This is a genomic window from Microbacterium sp. W4I4 (assembly GCF_030816235.1).
Classification (GTDB): domain Bacteria; phylum Actinomycetota; class Actinomycetes; order Actinomycetales; family Microbacteriaceae; genus Microbacterium.
Genome location: NZ_JAUSXT010000001.1, coordinates 316,539 through 331,996, shown reverse-complemented (window position 1 = coordinate 331,996; position 15,458 = coordinate 316,539). Strand labels below are relative to the sequence as shown.

The window sequence follows — 15,458 nt, the reverse complement described above, 5'->3', positions numbered from 1 at the left end:
CCGCCCCGACCCTAGTCGCGGGTCAGCTTGCGGTGGGTGGTGCGGTGCGGGCGCGCCGCATCCGGTCCCATGCGCTCGATCTTGTTCTTCTCGTAGGCGTCGAAGTTGCCCTCGAACCAGTGCCACTGCGACGGGTTCTCGTCGGTGCCCTCGTAGGCGAGGATGTGCGTGGCGATGCGGTCGAGGAACCACCGGTCGTGCGTGATGACCACGGCGCAGCCGGGGAACTCGAGCAGCGCGTTCTCCAGCGAGCTCAGGGTCTCGACGTCCAGGTCGTTCGTCGGCTCGTCGAGCAGCAGCAGGTTGCCGCCCTCCTTGAGCGTGAGGGCGAGGTTCAGACGGTTGCGCTCACCACCGGAGAGCACGCCGGCCTTCTTCTGCTGGTCCGGCCCCTTGAAGCCGAACTTGGACACATAGGCACGCGACGGGATCTCGATCTTGCCGACGGTGATGAAGTCGAGACCGTCCGAGACGACCTCCCACAGCGTCTTGTTCGGGTCGATGTTCGCACGCGACTGGTCGACGTAGCTGATCTTGACGGTCTCGCCGATCTTCAGGTCTCCGCCGTCGAGCGGCTCCAGGCCCACGATGGTCTTGAACAGTGTGGTCTTTCCGACGCCGTTCGGACCGATGACGCCGACGATGCCGTTGGGCGGCAGGCTGAAGCTCAGCCCGTCGATCAGCATGCGGTCTCCGAAGCCCTTCTGCAGCTTCTTCGCCTCGATCACGATCGAGCCGAGGCGGGGACCTGCGGGGATCTGGATCTCCTCGAAGTCGAGCTTCCTGGTGCGCTCCGCCTCGGAAGCCATCTCCTCGTAGCGGGCCAGACGCGCCTTGGACTTGGTCTGGCGTCCCTTGGCGCTGGAGCGCACCCACTCCAGCTCGTCCTTGAGCCGCTTGGCGAGCTTGGCGTCCTTCTTGCCCTGGATGTCCAGACGGGCGGCCTTCTGCTCGAGGTAGGTGGAGTAGTTGCCCTCGTAGCCGAGCAGACGACCGCGGTCGACCTCTGCGATCCACTCGGCGACATGGTCGAGGAAGTACCGGTCGTGGGTGACGGCGATGACGGCGCCCTTGTAGTCCTTCAGGTGCTGCTCCAGCCACAGCACGCTCTCGGCGTCGAGGTGGTTGGTGGGCTCGTCGAGCAGCAGCAGGTCGGGCTTCTGCAGCAGCAGCTTCGCCAGCGCCACGCGACGGCGCTCACCACCGGAGAGCGGGGCGATCTCCGCATCCGCCGGTGGGGTGCGCAGCGCGTCCATCGCCTGCTCGAGCTGCGAGTCGAGGTCCCACCCGTCGGCCGCGTCGATCTCCTCCTGCAGCACGCCCATCTCGGCGAGCAGCGAGTCGAAGTCGGCGTCGGGATCGGCCATCAGTGCAGAGATCTCGTTGAAGCGGTCGACCTTGGCCTTGATGGCGACGCCGTCCTGGATGTTCTCGATGACGGTCTTGGTCTCGTCGAGCTCCGGCTCCTGCATGAGGATGCCGACGGAGAACCCGGGCGACAGCTTGGCCTCACCGTTCGAGGGCGTGTCCAGACCTGCCATGATCTTCAGGATCGTGGACTTTCCGGCGCCGTTCGGGCCCACCATGCCGATCTTCGCGCCGGGGAGGAACGCCATGGTGACGTCATCGAGGATGAGCTTGTCACCCACGGCCTTGCGGGCTCGCACCATGGAATAGATGTACTCGGCCACGAAGCAGGTCTCCTTCTGTCGGCAGGCATGCGGAACGGCTCCGGGGAGCCGACTATCCAGCCTACCCGCCTTCGTCCGCGGCCCGAGCCTGTTCGGGCTCGGGCAGTGCGGCATCGATCACCAGTCGATTTCGCGGGTGATGCCGACCAGGCAGCGGCCTCCTTGCAGCTGCGGCATCACCACGGTGACGGGATCTCCCGTGGACGGCCCCACCTGGCCTATCAGGCATTGATCCTCGCCCCAGGCGATCGAGAACTGGATGCTCTCCGCCGCGCGTCCGATCGTGGTCTCGTCCGAAGTGACCTGCATGCGGCTCCTGTCGAAGCCGGCACCGACGAGCGCGTCGATGTACGCACGCCCGTGAACGCGCTGATCCGACGCCCACACCTGTGCGGTGACCACGGTGAACACCGGCAGATTGTCGGCAGCCGTGCCATCCGGAACGAGCGCCGGCGACGACGACGACGGCTGCGGCATGACCGACGGCGGCGTCGACGATGCGGCCGAGGAGGTCCGGGGAGCGGTCGAGGAGCCGTGCGGCATGTCTGTGCACGAGGTCAGCACCGCGACCAGGGCGAGGACTCCGAACAGCCCGTGAACCGCGCGGCTGCGCGGGCCGACGGAGACGGATGACCCTCGAAGCATGCTCCGAAGTCTAAGGCCCGAGCCGAGGACCACCGCCTCCGTCGTCGCGGAATGCACTCACGTGTAGGCGAGCTCGTCCTCCCGGGATGCGTCGTCGGACGCGCTTGCGTCGACGACCGCCATGCCCTCGGCTTCCCAGCTCGCGCGCTCGGACGCACTCGGCTCGTCGGACGGCTCGGCGTCGCCTGCGGGCGCCGTCTCGGCGGCGGCCGAATACTCCGTGCTCGTGGCACGAGGACGCCGCACGAAGGCGCTCGTGCCCTTGTTCAGGTCATGGCCGATGGCATCCGCATTGATCTCGACGTCGATCCCCTTCTTCCCGTTCGTCTCCCACTCCTTGACCTTGAGTCGGCCGACGACGATGACGGGGTCGCCACGGTGCAGCGAGGCCCTGGCATGGTCGGCGATGTTGCCGAACGCCGATACCGCGTACCAGTTCGTCGTGCCCTCGGTCCACGCACCGGTGCGCTGGTCGAAGTAGCCGCCGTTGGACGCGACGCGGAAGTTGATGACGGTCTTGCCGTTGCGGGTCTCGTTGGTGGTCGGGTCGTTGCCGATGTTCCCGGCGATGATCACGGTGTCGTTGTTGATGGTCATGTCGTTCTCCTCTGTCACCGGGGCGAGCCCGGGTTGAGAACAGCGTGCACGCCGGCATCCGACGCCCGACGCTCGAACACCGGCGACGGTGGAGAACTCGTCGAAACGCCGGGATGTGCAGGGCGAACGCCCGGGGCGGCCTCAGTGCACGAACATCAGCAGCCCGGCCACGGCGACGAAGAGCACGCCGAACACCGTGTTGAGCACGCGCTGACCACGTGCGTGCCGCGTGTAGCGGCGGAACGGCTTGGCCGCCGCGGCGAAGAAGAACCACATCACCAGCACGTCGACGACCATCACCGTCCCGATCAGGATGAGGTACTGCGGCAGCGGGTCACGATCGAGACGGATGAACTGCGGGACGAACGCGAGGAAGAACACGATCGCCTTCGGATTCAGCAGATTCACCCAGAATCCGCGCCGGAAGAGCGACCAGGCATGCTCACGAGACCTCGAGGCGAGCTCGGAGGCATCCCCCTCCGGTCTTGCGAGGATGAGTCGGATGCCGAGGTAGATCAGGTAGGCCGCACCGGCGTATCGGATGATCTCGAACAGCAGCGGGGACCGCGACACGAGCAGTCCCACTCCGGCGGCCACGATCACCACATGCACGACCAGGGCGGCCTGCTGCCCCAGGACACCCCACAGCGAACGTCGCCACCCCTGCGTGAGCGCATTGCTCATCGTGTTGATCGCTCCGGCTCCCGGAGTGAAGCTGATCACCACGCACGCGAGCAGCAGCGAGAGCCAGATGGTCCATGTCACCAGCACAGTGTAGGGGCACCACGGCGGGCCGTCCGACCGACGTCGGTGGCCGATCGTACGGTGAGTGCATGACCACCGCAGACCGGCTTCCGCACTGGCTCACCCGCGTCGGCGTCTTCGACCTGGAGACCACCGGGGTCGATGTCCGGAACGATCGCATCGTCACCGCGCACGTCGGCGTGCTCGATCGTCACGGACGCGAGATCGCGGCGCGCGACTGGCTTGCCGATCCCGGCATCCCGATCCCCGACGGAGCCGCCGCCGTGCACGGCATCAGCACCGAGTACGCGCGTGCGAACGGTCGCCCTGCGTCGGAGGTGGTCTCCGAGATCAGCGGCGCTCTGTCGATGCTGTTCGCCCAGGGCCTGCCGATCGTGGCGTACAACGCCTCATACGACTTCTCGCTGCTCGCGAACGAGGCCGTCCGGCACGGTCTGCCCGCGCTGCACGCGCCGCATCCGGTGATCGACCCGCTGCTGATCGACAAGAACTACGACCGGTATCGCCGCGGCAAGCGAACGCTGACGGTCGTCGCCGAGCATTACGCGGTGCCGCTGGACGACGCGCACGAAGCAGCAGCGGATGCCGTGGCCGCGGGCCGCGTCGCTCTCGCGCAGGCACGGCAGTTCCTGCTGCCCGAGACGGTGCACGAGCTGCACACGCAGCAGATCGGCTGGGCGCGCGATCAGGCCGCGAGTCTGACGGAGTACTTCATCAAGGTCGGCCGACTCGAGCCCGAGGAGACTCTCGACGGGAGCTGGCCGGTCCGCGGCTGAGCACGCACCGGATACGACGAAGGCCCCGCCGAAGCGGGGCCATCGAGGAGACGACTTACTTGGAGCCGCCGAAGCCCTTGAAGCGCTGGTTGAACTTCTCGACGCGACCGGCCGAGTCCATGATGCGCTGCTTGCCCGTGTAGAACGGGTGCGAAGCGGAGGAGATCTCCACGTCGATGACGGGGTACTCCACGCCGTCCAGCTCGATGATCTTGTCGCTCGAGACGGTCGAACGGGTGAGGAAGGTCTCGCCCGATCCGAGGTCGCGGAACACGACGGCCTGGTACTCGGGGTGGATGTCAGTCTTCATGGGATTCCTTACATGGTGTCCTGGATTGTGCCAGGAACGAGGGAAGTCTGTGGCGCGAACGCACCGAGGGTCAAGTTTAGCAGATCACTCCGCACGTGCCGCGTACCGGCCGCCATCGGCCGTGAGCACGATCGGCATGCCGAAGGCCTCGCTGAGCGCATCGGCCGTCAGCGTCTCGGCGATCGGGCCGCTCGCGACCACCCGTCCCTCGCGCAGCAGCAGCACGTGCGTGAAGCCCTCCGGGATCTCCTCCACATGGTGCGTCACCATCACCATGGCCGGCGTGGTGGGCGATGCCGCATAGCCGCTGAGCAGCTGGAGCAGCTCCTCGCGGGAGCCGAGGTCCAGACTGGCGGTCGGCTCATCCAGCAGCAGCAGCTCGGGATCGGTCATCACCGCTCGCGCGATCTGCACGCGCTTCTGCTCGCCGTCGCTCAGGGTGCCGAACAGGCGCTCGGACAGGTGCTCCAGCTTCCAGTCCGCCAGCACGCGGCGCGCCCGGCGCTCGTCTATGCCCTCGTAGTCCTCGTTCCAGCGGCCCAGCACCGAGTATGCGGCGGTCATGACGGTGTTCAGCACCGTCTCGTCGCGCGGGATGCGCCTGGCCATCGCCGAGGAGGCGAAGCCGATGCGCGGCCGGATCTCGAAGACGTCGGTGCGGCCGAGCTGCTCCCCCAGGATCGTCACGACGCCGGACGTCGGGTGCATCAGGGTGTCCGCCAGCTGCAGGAGCGTCGTCTTGCCCGCGCCGTTCGGCCCGAGCACCACCCATCGCTGCTCGTCGGATACCTGCCAGGTGACGTGGTCGACGATGTCGCGACCTTCACGGCGCACGACGACATCGGTGAATTCCAGGGCGCTCGACATGTGCTCAAGCCTATCGGCTCAGGCGGTCAGCTCCTCGTACAGCGCGCGCGTGGTGTCGGCGATCGCACCCCAGCTGAACTCATCCCTGGCACGCTCCCGACCGGCGGCGCCGTACTGCGCGGCTCGCTCGGGATCTCCCGTCACCTCGGTCAGGGTGTCGGCGAGATCCGCGACGAACTGCTCGGGATCAACCGGGGTTCCCGTGCCGTCCTGCAGCTGATCGATGGGGACGATCCGCCCGGTCACACCGTCCGCCACGACCTCGGGGATGCCACCGGTGCGCGTGCCGACCACGGCGGCCCCGCAGGCCATGGCCTCGAGGTTCACGATGCCCAGCGGCTCGTAGACGGACGGGCACACGAAGGTCGTCGCCGCGGTGAGGATCGCCGCGAGCTCGTCGCGCGGCAGCATCCGCTCGATCCAGACGACGCCCTGCCTGCTCTGCTGCAGCAGGCGCACGAGCTCCTGCACCTCGGCCATGATCTCGGGGGTGTCCGGGGCGCCGGCGCAGAGCACCAGCTGCACCTCGGGCGGAAGCAGCTGCGCCGCGCGCAGCAGGTATGGCAGCCCCTTCTGCCGTGTGATGCGACCGACGAACACCACCGACGGACGCGTGGGGTCCATGCCGATGCTCGCGAGGAACTCCGGATTCTCGATCGGCCGCCAGCGCTCCACGTCGATGCCGTTGTGGATCACGCGCACGCGCGCCGGATCCACCTGCGGATAGCTGCGCAGGATGTCGGCGCGCATCCCCGCGCTCACGGCGACGATCGCGGCGGCGTTCTCGTAGGCGGTCCGCTCGATCCCGCTGGAGACCGCGTACCCGCCGCCGAGCTGCTCGGCCTTCCACGGGCGCAGCGGCTCCAGGCTGTGCGCGGTGAGCACATGCGGGATGCCGTGCAGCTGGGATGCGAGATGCCCGGCGTAGTTCGCGTACCAGGTGTGGCTGTGCACGACGTCGGCCCCGGCGACGTCGCCGACCATGGCCAGATCGGTGCCGAGCGTCTGGATCGCGGGGTTCGCCCCCGACAGCTCCGCCGGCGTCCGGTAGGAGAAGGTGCCGGCCTCATCGCGGTCGGCTCCGAAGGCCCGCACCTGCACGTCAATGCTCGCGCGCAGTGCGGTGACGAGCTCGGCGACATGCACACCGGCGCCCCCGTAGATCTCCGGCGGGTACTCCTTGGTGATGATGTCGACTCGCATGTCTGCACGGTAGTACATCGGGCCGCGCGCGCTCTATTGTGGAGCCATGTCGGCACCCAAGAAGGTATTCGGGATCATCCTCGCCGGCGGCGAGGGCAAGCGGCTGATGCCCCTCACGGCGGATCGCGCCAAACCTGCCGTGCCGTTCGGCGGGCAGTACCGGCTCATCGACTTCGCCATATCGAACCTGATCAACTCGGGGTTCAGGCAGGTCGTCGTGCTCACGCAGTACAAGTCGCACAGTCTCGACAGGCACGTGTCGCAGAACTGGCGGATGTCGGCTCTGCTCGACTCGTACGTGACCTCGGTCCCCGCACAGCAGCGCCTGGGCAAGCGCTGGTTCTCGGGCTCGGCGGACGCCATCCTGCAGAGCCTGAACCTCATCAACGACGAGAAGCCCGACATCGTCGTCGTGATCGGCGCCGACCACGTGTATCGGATGGACTTCCAGCAGATGGTGGATGCGCACATCGAATCCGGCGCGCAGGCGACGGTGGCCGGCATCCGGCAGCCGCTGGCGCTGGCATCGCAGTTCGGTGTCATCGATGCGGATCCCGAGACCGGCCTCATCCGCGACTTCCTCGAGAAGCCGAGCGATCCCCAGGGACTGGCCGATTCGCCCGGCGAGGTGCTCGTCTCGATGGGCAACTACGTCTTCAACACCGACGCGCTCATCGCCGCCGTCGAGGCCGACGGCGAGGTCGCCAGCTCCGGGCACGACATGGGCGGCGACATCATCCCCTACTTCGTGAACCGCGGCGAGGCCGGCTACTACGACATGAAGCACAACGACGTTCCCGGATCCTCGCCGCGCGACCGCTCCTACTGGCGAGATGTGGGAACCATCGACTCGTACTTCGATGCGCACATGGATCTCATCGCCACCCTGCCCATCTTCAACCTGTACAACACCGTCTGGCCGATCCGCACGCAGAACGTCAACATGCCGCCGGCGAAGTTCGTGAGAGACGCGGTGGGCCGCATCGGCAACACGATCGACTCGATCGTGTCGGCGGGCTCGGTGCTCTCGGGAACCCATCTCGAGCGCAGTGTGGTCAGCGTCGGCACGGTGGCGGCAGGCGGATCGACGATCACCGATTCCGTGCTCCTGGACCATGTGCAGGTGGGCCTGGGCGCCCGGGTGCACCGCGCCGTGCTGGACAAGAACGTCATCCTCGACGACGGCGCCACGGTCGGCGTCGATCGAGAGCGCGATCTGCAGCGCGGATTCACGGTCACGGAGTCGGGCATCACCGTCGTCGGCAAGGGCTTCCACATCACGCGCTGACACAGACGCGCCCCCGCGCTTCTGCAGAGCCACGCGCCCGCTACGCTCGTCGGGTGACTTCTGCGCGCTTCCTCGTCGTCCTCGATGCCGATTCCACTCTCATCCGCAATGAGGTGATCGAACTGCTCGCCGACGAGGCGGGACGGCGCGAGGAGGTGCAGGCGGCGACGGAGGCCGCGATGCGCGGCGAGGTGGACTTCGCCGCGAGCCTGCGCTCCCGAGTGGCGGCCTTGACGGGTGTGCCGACCGATGCGTTCGCGCGGGTGCTCGCCCGCATCGAGCCGACGCAGGGCGTGCAGGCGCTCACCTCGGCCGTGCACGAGCGCGGCGGCGTCGTCGGGGTCGTCTCCGGCGGATTCCACGAGATCCTCGACCACGTCGCTCCCGGGCTGGGTGTCGATCGCTGGCGCGCGAACCGCCTGGCGGTCGTCGACGGTGCGCTCTCCGGGGTCGTCGACGGAGCGATCGTGGATGCCGCGGCCAAGGCCGAATCGCTGCAGCAGTGGGCGGCCGAGCTCGGCGTCGACCCGCGCGCGACGATCGCGATCGGCGACGGCGCGAACGATCTGACCATGATGTCGGTCGCGGGGCTGGGGATCGCGTTCAACGCCAAGCCGGCCGTGCGCGCGGCCGCATCGCTGGTGATCGGCCCGCAGGACCTGTCCGACGTCATCCCCCTGCTGCCCTGACCGTTGCCGATGTCGGTGGCCGTCGCTACCGTCGACGGCATGGACATCATTCTCATCCCCGGCCTCTGGCTCGACGCCGATTCCTGGGCGGACGTCACACCTCCACTCATCGCCGCCGGCCGCCGCGTACATCCCCTGACCATGCCCGGCACGGGCGCACCCGCCTCGGAGTCGTCCGCGATCGGCATGTCCGACTGGGTGAACGCGGTCGTCGACGTGATCGACCGCATCGACGGCCGCGTGGTGCTGGTCGGCCACTCCGGCGGCGGCAATGTGGTCTGGGGCGCAGCCGACGCCAGGCCCGGGCGCGTGGCGCGAGTGGTCTTCGTCGACACGGCTCCCCCGGCATCCGGATTCAGCATCAGCGAGTTCGACGTGGTCGACGGCGTCGTCCCCTTCCCTGGCTGGGACTTCTTCGACGAGCCCGACGTGCATGATCTCGACGCCGCGACGCGCGCTCGCACCGCGCCGCTCACCAAGAGCGTCCCCGCGCGCGTGCCCACGGATCCGATCGAGCTCTCGAACCCGGGCAGGTTCGCGGTGCCCGTGACACTGCTGATGGGCGGGATCGACCGCGACGCGTTCGAGCAGATGCTCACCGAGTGGGGTGCCGCACTCGACGAGTACCGTGCTCTCGAGGATGTCGAGGTGATCACGCTCGGTTCAGGCCACTGGCCGCAGTTCTCGATGCCGCAGCGGCTCGCCGAGCAGATCCTCGTCGCCGTCGACCGCTGACCGGTGCGGGGCTGCGTGTCGGGTCAGTGACCCATGCCGAGACCACCGTCGACGGGGATCACTGCGCCGGAGATGTAGCCTGCGTCATCGCCGGCCAGCCAGGTGACGGCCGCGGCGACCTCGTCGGGCGTGGCGAAGCGCCCGGCGGGGATGCTGGCCTTGTACTGCTTCTGCGTCTCCTCGGGCAGCTCGGCGGTCATGTCCGTCTCGATGAATCCGGGGGCGACGACGTTCGCGGTGATGCCGCGCCCGCCGAGCTCGCGGGTGAGCGAGCGTGCGAACCCGACCAGAGCGCTCTTGGATGCCGCGTAGTTGACCTGTCCGGCCGAGCCGTACAGGCCCACCACGCTGGAGATGAGGATCACGCGGCCGAAGCGCGCGCGCAGCATGCCCTTCGAGGCGCGCTTGACGACCCGGAACGCGCCGCCGAGGTTGGTGGCGATGACGCTGTCGAAGTCGTCCTCGCTCATGCGCATCAGGAGCGTGTCCTTGGTGATGCCGGCGTTGGCGACGACGATCTCCACCGGCCCGAGCTTCTGCTCGACCTCGGTGTACGCCGCATCCACGGTAGCGGCGTCGGTGACGTCCGCCCGAACGGTCAGAGTGCCCTCGGGGCCTTCGCCGCTGCGGGCCGTCACGGCGACGCGATAGCCCTCGCGCACGAAGCGCTCGGCGATGGCGCGGCCGATGCCGCGGTTTCCGCCGGTGACGAGGACGACGCGATCAGTGCTCATGAGGGCTCCTGCCTGAGGGGGACGGACGCAGGCCATCCTACCGACCGCACGGGCGGCGCCGAGCCCGCGCAAGGGCATCCGGAAGGCCCCGCGCGGCGTAGGCTGGGAGCACCGTGAGACACACCAGGAACGCCGCCTCTGTCACCTCGCTCCCGCAGTCACCGCAGGACGAGGCGCGCAGTCGCGTGCGCCACTACGCGATCACCATGGGCATCCGCACGGTGTGCTTCGTCCTGATGGCCGTCGTGTATCCGGTGGGCTGGTGGACGTTCGTGTTCGCGGCCGGTGCGATCTTCCTTCCGTATATCGCGGTGATCTCCGCGAACGCCGGCAGCGACAGCATCCCGATGGCGGTCGAATCGCCCGTGCTGGAGCTCGACACCGCCCCGCCTGTCCCGGATGCCGCGGCGCACACGCCGCCGGTCATCACCATCCACGAGCAGCACCCCGACACGACGGACGCCGGTGACGACCGGAGCGGCCCGATATGACCGCTGCGTTCGAATGCGCGCGCGCCTCGTGCCGCGCCGCCGCGACGCATCACATCGTGTGGCGCAATCCGCGGATCCACAGCGAGGATCGCCGCAAGATCTGGCTCGCCTGCGATGAGCACGTCGGCTTCCTCAGCGACTACCTGCGCACGCGGGATTTCCCCGTCGAGGTCCACGAAGGACTTCCGGAGTGAGGGAGCGTCTGCTGCGCTGGGGAGCGTATCTCCTGGTCGCGGCCGCCTTCGCCGTCGTGTGCGCACTGCTCTCCCAGTGGCAGTTCGCCCGCAACGAGCAGACGACGTCGCAGATCGCCCTCGTGGAGCGCAACTACGATGCGAAGCCGGCGCCGCTCGACGATCTGATCGGTGCGGACGGCAGCCTTCCGGCCGACTCCGAGTGGCATCCTGTCGAGCTGCACGGGCAGTATCTCGCCGACCAGCAGGTGCTCGTGCGAAACCGCCCGCACGGCGGAACCAGCGCCTTCGAAGTTCTCGTGCCGTTCCAGGACAGCAGCGGACACGTGCTGCTCGTGGATCGCGGATGGGTGCCGCCGGCTGAGGACTCCTCTCCCGGCGTCGTACCCGCTCCGCCCTCGGGTGAGGCGACAGTCATCGTGCGTCTGCGCCCCGGTGAGCGACTGCCGTCTTCCGGGCGCGGCGCCCCGGACGGCCAGGTGCCGACCATCAACCTGCCCACGATCGCCGAGCTCGCGAACCCGGAGCTCGTGACAGGCGCGTACGGGCAGCTGGCATCCGAGACCCCCGCCCCCGCCGAGCGTCTCGGCGGCTTCGACTCCCCCACCGAGGATCCGGGTCCGCACCTGTCGTACGCGATCCAGTGGATCCTGTTCGCGGTCATGGGCTTCGCGTTCATCGGCTACATCATCCGCACCGAGATCGTGAAGGCGAAGGAGGATGCCGGTGAGCGTCCGAAGCGCGTCAAGCGCCGCCGCGATCACGACGCCGACGACGAGGACGCCCTGCTCGACGCCCTGCACGGCTGAAGGTCCTGACACGCCCGACATACGGGCGTAGGCTCTGCCCATGGTCGTGCACGAAGATCATGCCTCGCTGGCCGCTGCGTTGCGCAGGAGCGTCGTCGAAACCGGTGTTCTCGACGCGGCGACCCGCAACTCGGTTCTGCGCACCGACCCGGGTGAGGCGGTCGATCGATCGTCGCCGGCGGCTGTGCTCGCGCGCACGATCGGCGAGGCGTCGTTTCGCGTGACGGATGCACAAGTCGATGCGGTTCGGGCAGCGATGGGGTCGGACAAGGCCGCCTTCGAAGTGGTGATGTCGGCCAGTGTCGCCGCCGGTCTTCGGCGGTGGGATGCCGCGATCGCGGCCATACGGGAGGCATCCGATGCGGCTGGCTGACGTCGAGCGCGGCGACACGGCGGCGCACCGGCTGCTGATCCGGTTCATCTCTCACGTCGCCGGGTACCGGCTGCCGGATGCCGCGCGGGTCGCGTTCTACGACAAGAAGTTCACCGGACCGGCACTGGGGCGATGGACGCAGAAGGCGATGCGCTCCCCCAGCCCGTGGTCGGTATCGGAGCGCGAACTGATGGCGGCGATGGTCGCGTCGTGGAACACCTGTCCGTTCTGCATCGGCGCGCACCGCGCCATCGCGGTGCGCGGCATGGATCCGGCTGTGGCGGATGCTGCTCTCTCGGACTATCGCACCGCACCGATCAGCGGGCGGCTCCGGACAGCACTGACGTTCCTCGAACGATTGACGAACGATCCGGACCAGCTGTCGGCAGCACATGTCCGTGCAGCGCTGGATGCCGGGCTGACCGTCGAGGAACTGGAGGACGTCGCCGCCGTCGGAGCCGTGTTCGCCATCATCACCCGCAATGCCAACGCCCTGGACTTCGACATCCCCTCCGGCGCCGACTTCGACCGCGCGGCCGGGATGCTGCTGCGCCGAGGATACTCCTGAGACCGGAGTCCGCCCTCGGCCTGAAGGGACGACTCGCGATAGCGTGGAACTGTGCATCGCGCAGATCTCGCCGCCGCGTTCGCGGGCTCCGATCTCGGACTGCGACGAGGCGTCGTCGACCTCTCCCCGGCATCCGACGCCTGGGCTCGCACCTTCGCGGCGGTGCACATGATGCTCATCCGCACTGCAAGCACGACCTGGCAGCGAGGCATCCGTCCGACCGTCTCGCCTACATCAACGGCAAGCAGACCTTCATCATCGCCCGCCGCGGCGACGCACAGCGCCCGGGAGCTCGCTGAGCGCCGCTGAAGCTCAGGCGAGCTCGATGAGGTCCTGGTACTCCTTGCTCCAGAGATCCTCGACGCCGTCAGGCAGGATCAGCACGCGCTCGGGGTTCAGCGATTCCACGGCACCTGGGTCGTGTGAGACGAGTACGACGGCGCCCTCGTAGTGCGCGAGCGCACCGAGGATCTCCTCGCGCGATGCGGGGTCGAGGTTGTTCGTCGGTTCGTCGAGCAGCAGCATGTTCGCCGAGGAGACCACCAGGGTCGCCAGCGACAGCCTGGTCTTCTCGCCGCCGGAGAGCACTCCTGCAGGCTTGAGGACGTCGTCGCCGGTGAAGAGGAACGATCCGAGCACCTTGCGCGCCTCGGTCTCGTTGATGTCGGGCGCTGCGGACATCATGTTCGCCAGCACCGACCGATCGACGTCAAGGTTCTCGTGCTCCTGCGCGTAGTAGCCGATCTTCAGGCCGTGACCGGGCTCGAGCTGCCCCGTGTCGGGCTCGTCGACCCCGGCGAGAAGGCGCAGCAGCGTGGTCTTGCCCGCACCGTTCAGCCCCAGCACGACGACCTTCGAGCCGCGGTCGATCGCGAGGTCGACATCCGTGAAGATCTCCAATGATCCGTACGACTTCGACAGTCCGGATGCCATCAGCGGCGTCTTTCCGCACGGGGCCGGCTTCGGGAAGCGCAGCTTGGCGACCCGATCGACGGAACGCACCTCATCGAGACCGGAGAGCATCTTCTCGGCGCGCGCGACCATCTGGTGCGCGGCGGCAGCCTTGGAGGCCTTCGCGCCGAAGCGCGCGGCCTGCATCTGCAGCTGGGTGGCCTTCTTCTCGACGTTGACGCGCTCTTTCTTGCGGCGCTCCTCGTCGGCGACGCGCTGGCGCAGGTAGTTCTTCCAGTTCATGTTGTAGATGTCGATGACCTGGCGGTTGCCGTCCAGGTAGAACACCCGGTTGACGGTCTCGCCGACGAGCTCGACGTCGTGGCTGATCACGATCAGCCCGCCCTTGTAGTTCTTGAGGAACTCCCGCAGCCACACGACGCTGTCGGCATCGAGGTGGTTGGTCGGCTCGTCGAGGATCATGGTCTTCGCATCCGAGAACAGGATGCGCGCCAGCTCGATACGCCGGCGCTGACCGCCGGACAGGGTCTTCAGCGGCTGGTCGAGAATGCGATCCGGCAGCGACAGGTTGTTCGCGATGGACGCCGCTTCGGCCTCGGCCGAATATCCGCCCTGCGCCTCGAAGCGCTCGGTGAGGTTGCCGAACTTCCGCATCGCGCGCTCGGCGATCTTCGGGTCATCGGATGCCATGTCATGCGACGCCTGCGAGATGCCCAGCTGCAGGGTGCCGAGCCCGCGAGCATCGAGGATGCGGGTGCGCGCCAGCATCTCCGGATCACCCGTGCGCGGATCCTGCGGAAGGTAGCCGAGGTCTCCTGAGCTGGTGACCTTTCCGTCCGACGGCAGCAGATCGCCCGCGAGAACCTTGGTCAGCGTCGTCTTGCCCGCGCCGTTTCGTCCGACGAGACCGATCTTGTCACCGTCGGCGACGCGGAACGACACGTCCGACATGAGCACGCGCGCTCCGACACGGATCTCGAGTTCATGCACGGCAAGCACAGCGGTATTCCGATCGTCGAGGGGGAAGCGGCCGAAGGGCCAGCCTCTCAGTATAGTTCGCGCCGCATGTAAGACCCCTCTGCGGTATGACACGGTCGATACTGCAGAGTGATGTGCAGCTGGGCACCCGCTTCGTACCTTCAACGGGTGGACATCATCAACGACCTCATCATGCAGGCTGTCGCCTCGCCGTGGCTGTACCTCGTGCTCTTCGCCGTGGCGGTCATCGACGGCTTCTTCCCCCCTGTGCCCAGCGAGACCGTGCTGATCGCCGCGGCCGCGGTCGCGGCATCCGGCGGCGATGTCGACGTCATCCTGCTCGGGGTCGTGGGCGGGCTCGGGGCTGTCCTCGGAGACAACATCGCCTACCGCCTCGGACGAGCGGTCGGCACCGAACGGTTCGCATGGATGCGACGGCCACGCGTCATCGCGGCCTTCGACGCCTCGGCTCGTGCCCTCGAGCGCGGCGGCGCAGGGCTCATCCTCGGCGCCCGGTACGTGCCCGTGGGGCGCGTGGCGGTGAACATGACCGCCGGGGCGGTGCACTACCCCTGGCGTCGATTCCTGCCGCTGTCCGTCATCAGCGGCTTCACCTGGGCCGCGTACAGCATCGTCATCGGGATGATCGCCGGGAACTGGCTGAAGGGCAGCCCCTTCCTCAGCGTGGTGATCGGCATCGCCATCGCTCTGGCCATCGGCATCGTGATCGACCGGGTCATCGCCTGGCGGCGACGCACCCGCGAGGCGCGCGAGACCCCGGCGACCGACGCCGAAGCAGCCCGGCTCGACGCGACAGTGGCAGGATGAAGGAC

General features: G+C 68.0%; 20 protein-coding genes. 11 read left to right on the top strand and 9 right to left on the bottom strand.

Annotated elements, in window-relative coordinates:
• Positions 1–11: 11 nt before the first annotated feature.
• The 4 genes from ettA to QF046_RS01630 all read right to left on the bottom strand — a co-directional run bounded on the left by ettA (position 12) and on the right by QF046_RS01630 (position 3,698).
• Entirely contained in the window at positions 12–1,691 is a 1,680-nt protein-coding gene (gene ettA, locus QF046_RS01645; RefSeq protein WP_307365547.1) for an energy-dependent translational throttle protein EttA, read from the bottom strand.
• A 117-nt stretch (positions 1,692–1,808) separates the two neighbouring features.
• A complete protein-coding gene (locus QF046_RS01640; protein ID WP_307365545.1) occupies positions 1,809–2,336 on the bottom strand; it encodes a hypothetical protein in 528 nt (175 codons plus the stop codon).
• A gap of 57 nt (positions 2,337–2,393) precedes the next feature.
• Positions 2,394–2,933: a single-stranded DNA-binding protein gene (locus QF046_RS01635; RefSeq protein ID WP_307365543.1), complete on the bottom strand. Its 540-nt coding sequence runs from the start codon at positions 2,931–2,933 to the stop codon at positions 2,394–2,396.
• Positions 2,934–3,074: 141 nt separating this feature from the next.
• A complete protein-coding gene (locus QF046_RS01630) occupies positions 3,075–3,698 on the bottom strand; it encodes a LysE family translocator (protein ID WP_307365541.1) in 624 nt (207 codons plus the stop codon).
• Positions 3,699–3,766: 68 nt separating this feature from the next.
• On the opposite strand from QF046_RS01630, the gene QF046_RS01625 reads away from it, so the two are divergent.
• Complete coding sequence (locus QF046_RS01625) at positions 3,767–4,474, top strand: exonuclease domain-containing protein (RefSeq protein ID WP_307365539.1); 708 nt, start codon at positions 3,767–3,769, stop codon at positions 4,472–4,474.
• A 55-nt stretch (positions 4,475–4,529) separates the two neighbouring features.
• On the opposite strand, the gene QF046_RS01620 is transcribed toward QF046_RS01625, so the two are convergent.
• From QF046_RS01620 to glgA, 3 genes are all read right to left on the bottom strand, one after another.
• Positions 4,530–4,784, bottom strand: coding sequence for a type B 50S ribosomal protein L31 (locus QF046_RS01620; RefSeq protein WP_307365537.1), 255 nt, complete (start codon positions 4,782–4,784; stop codon positions 4,530–4,532).
• A gap of 84 nt (positions 4,785–4,868) precedes the next feature.
• On the bottom strand, positions 4,869–5,651 hold the full coding sequence (locus QF046_RS01615) for an ABC transporter ATP-binding protein (RefSeq protein ID WP_307365535.1): 783 nt from the start codon (positions 5,649–5,651) through the stop codon (positions 4,869–4,871).
• A gap of 18 nt (positions 5,652–5,669) precedes the next feature.
• The gene (gene glgA / locus QF046_RS01610; protein WP_307365533.1) at positions 5,670–6,854 is read right to left on the bottom strand and encodes a glycogen synthase; all 1,185 of its coding nucleotides are present in this window, start codon (positions 6,852–6,854) and stop codon (positions 5,670–5,672) included.
• 46 nt (positions 6,855–6,900) lie between these two features.
• On the opposite strand from glgA, the gene QF046_RS01605 reads away from it, so the two are divergent.
• The 3 genes from QF046_RS01605 to QF046_RS01595 are packed head-to-tail and all read left to right on the top strand — an operon-like array spanning position 6,901 to position 9,566.
• On the top strand, positions 6,901–8,142 hold the full coding sequence (locus tag QF046_RS01605; protein WP_307365531.1) for a glucose-1-phosphate adenylyltransferase: 1,242 nt from the start codon (positions 6,901–6,903) through the stop codon (positions 8,140–8,142).
• Positions 8,143–8,195: 53 nt separating this feature from the next.
• Complete coding sequence (serB, locus tag QF046_RS01600) at positions 8,196–8,831, top strand: phosphoserine phosphatase SerB (RefSeq protein WP_307365529.1); 636 nt, start codon at positions 8,196–8,198, stop codon at positions 8,829–8,831.
• Positions 8,832–8,870: 39 nt separating this feature from the next.
• Entirely contained in the window at positions 8,871–9,566 is a 696-nt protein-coding gene (locus QF046_RS01595; protein WP_307365527.1) for an alpha/beta fold hydrolase, read from the top strand.
• A gap of 23 nt (positions 9,567–9,589) precedes the next feature.
• Here QF046_RS01595 and QF046_RS01590 read toward each other — a convergent pair whose 3' ends face one another.
• On the bottom strand, positions 9,590–10,300 hold the full coding sequence (locus QF046_RS01590) for a beta-ketoacyl-ACP reductase (protein WP_307365525.1): 711 nt from the start codon (positions 10,298–10,300) through the stop codon (positions 9,590–9,592).
• A gap of 113 nt (positions 10,301–10,413) precedes the next feature.
• On the opposite strand from QF046_RS01590, the gene QF046_RS01585 reads away from it, so the two are divergent.
• Genes QF046_RS01585 through QF046_RS01560 form a run of 6 tightly spaced genes read left to right on the top strand, consistent with a single transcriptional unit; the run spans position 10,414 to position 13,044 of the window.
• On the top strand, positions 10,414–10,791 hold the full coding sequence (locus tag QF046_RS01585; RefSeq protein WP_307365523.1) for a DUF3099 domain-containing protein: 378 nt from the start codon (positions 10,414–10,416) through the stop codon (positions 10,789–10,791).
• On the top strand, positions 10,788–10,985 hold the full coding sequence (locus QF046_RS01580) for a hypothetical protein (protein WP_307365521.1): 198 nt from the start codon (positions 10,788–10,790) through the stop codon (positions 10,983–10,985). The genes QF046_RS01585 and QF046_RS01580 overlap by 4 nt, the downstream gene beginning before the upstream one ends.
• Positions 10,982–11,794, top strand: coding sequence for an SURF1 family protein (locus QF046_RS01575; protein ID WP_307365519.1), 813 nt, complete (start codon positions 10,982–10,984; stop codon positions 11,792–11,794). Before QF046_RS01580 ends, QF046_RS01575 begins: the two co-directional genes overlap by 4 nt.
• Positions 11,795–11,834: 40 nt before the next feature.
• Positions 11,835–12,167: a hypothetical protein gene (locus QF046_RS01570; protein ID WP_307365516.1), complete on the top strand. Its 333-nt coding sequence runs from the start codon at positions 11,835–11,837 to the stop codon at positions 12,165–12,167.
• The gene (locus QF046_RS01565; protein WP_307365514.1) at positions 12,154–12,735 is read left to right on the top strand and encodes a carboxymuconolactone decarboxylase family protein; all 582 of its coding nucleotides are present in this window, start codon (positions 12,154–12,156) and stop codon (positions 12,733–12,735) included. Before QF046_RS01570 ends, QF046_RS01565 begins: the two co-directional genes overlap by 14 nt.
• A 51-nt stretch (positions 12,736–12,786) precedes the next feature.
• Complete coding sequence (locus QF046_RS01560) at positions 12,787–13,044, top strand: hypothetical protein (RefSeq protein WP_307365511.1); 258 nt, start codon at positions 12,787–12,789, stop codon at positions 13,042–13,044.
• A gap of 3 nt (positions 13,045–13,047) precedes the next feature.
• Here QF046_RS01560 and QF046_RS01555 read toward each other — a convergent pair whose 3' ends face one another.
• A complete protein-coding gene (locus tag QF046_RS01555; RefSeq protein WP_307365509.1) occupies positions 13,048–14,646 on the bottom strand; it encodes an ABC-F family ATP-binding cassette domain-containing protein in 1,599 nt (532 codons plus the stop codon).
• Between the two features lie 147 nt (positions 14,647–14,793).
• Here QF046_RS01555 and QF046_RS01550 point away from each other — a divergent pair, with 147 nt between their 5' ends.
• Positions 14,794–15,453: a DedA family protein gene (locus QF046_RS01550; protein WP_307365507.1), complete on the top strand. Its 660-nt coding sequence runs from the start codon at positions 14,794–14,796 to the stop codon at positions 15,451–15,453.
• Positions 15,454–15,458: the final 5 nt, after the last annotated feature.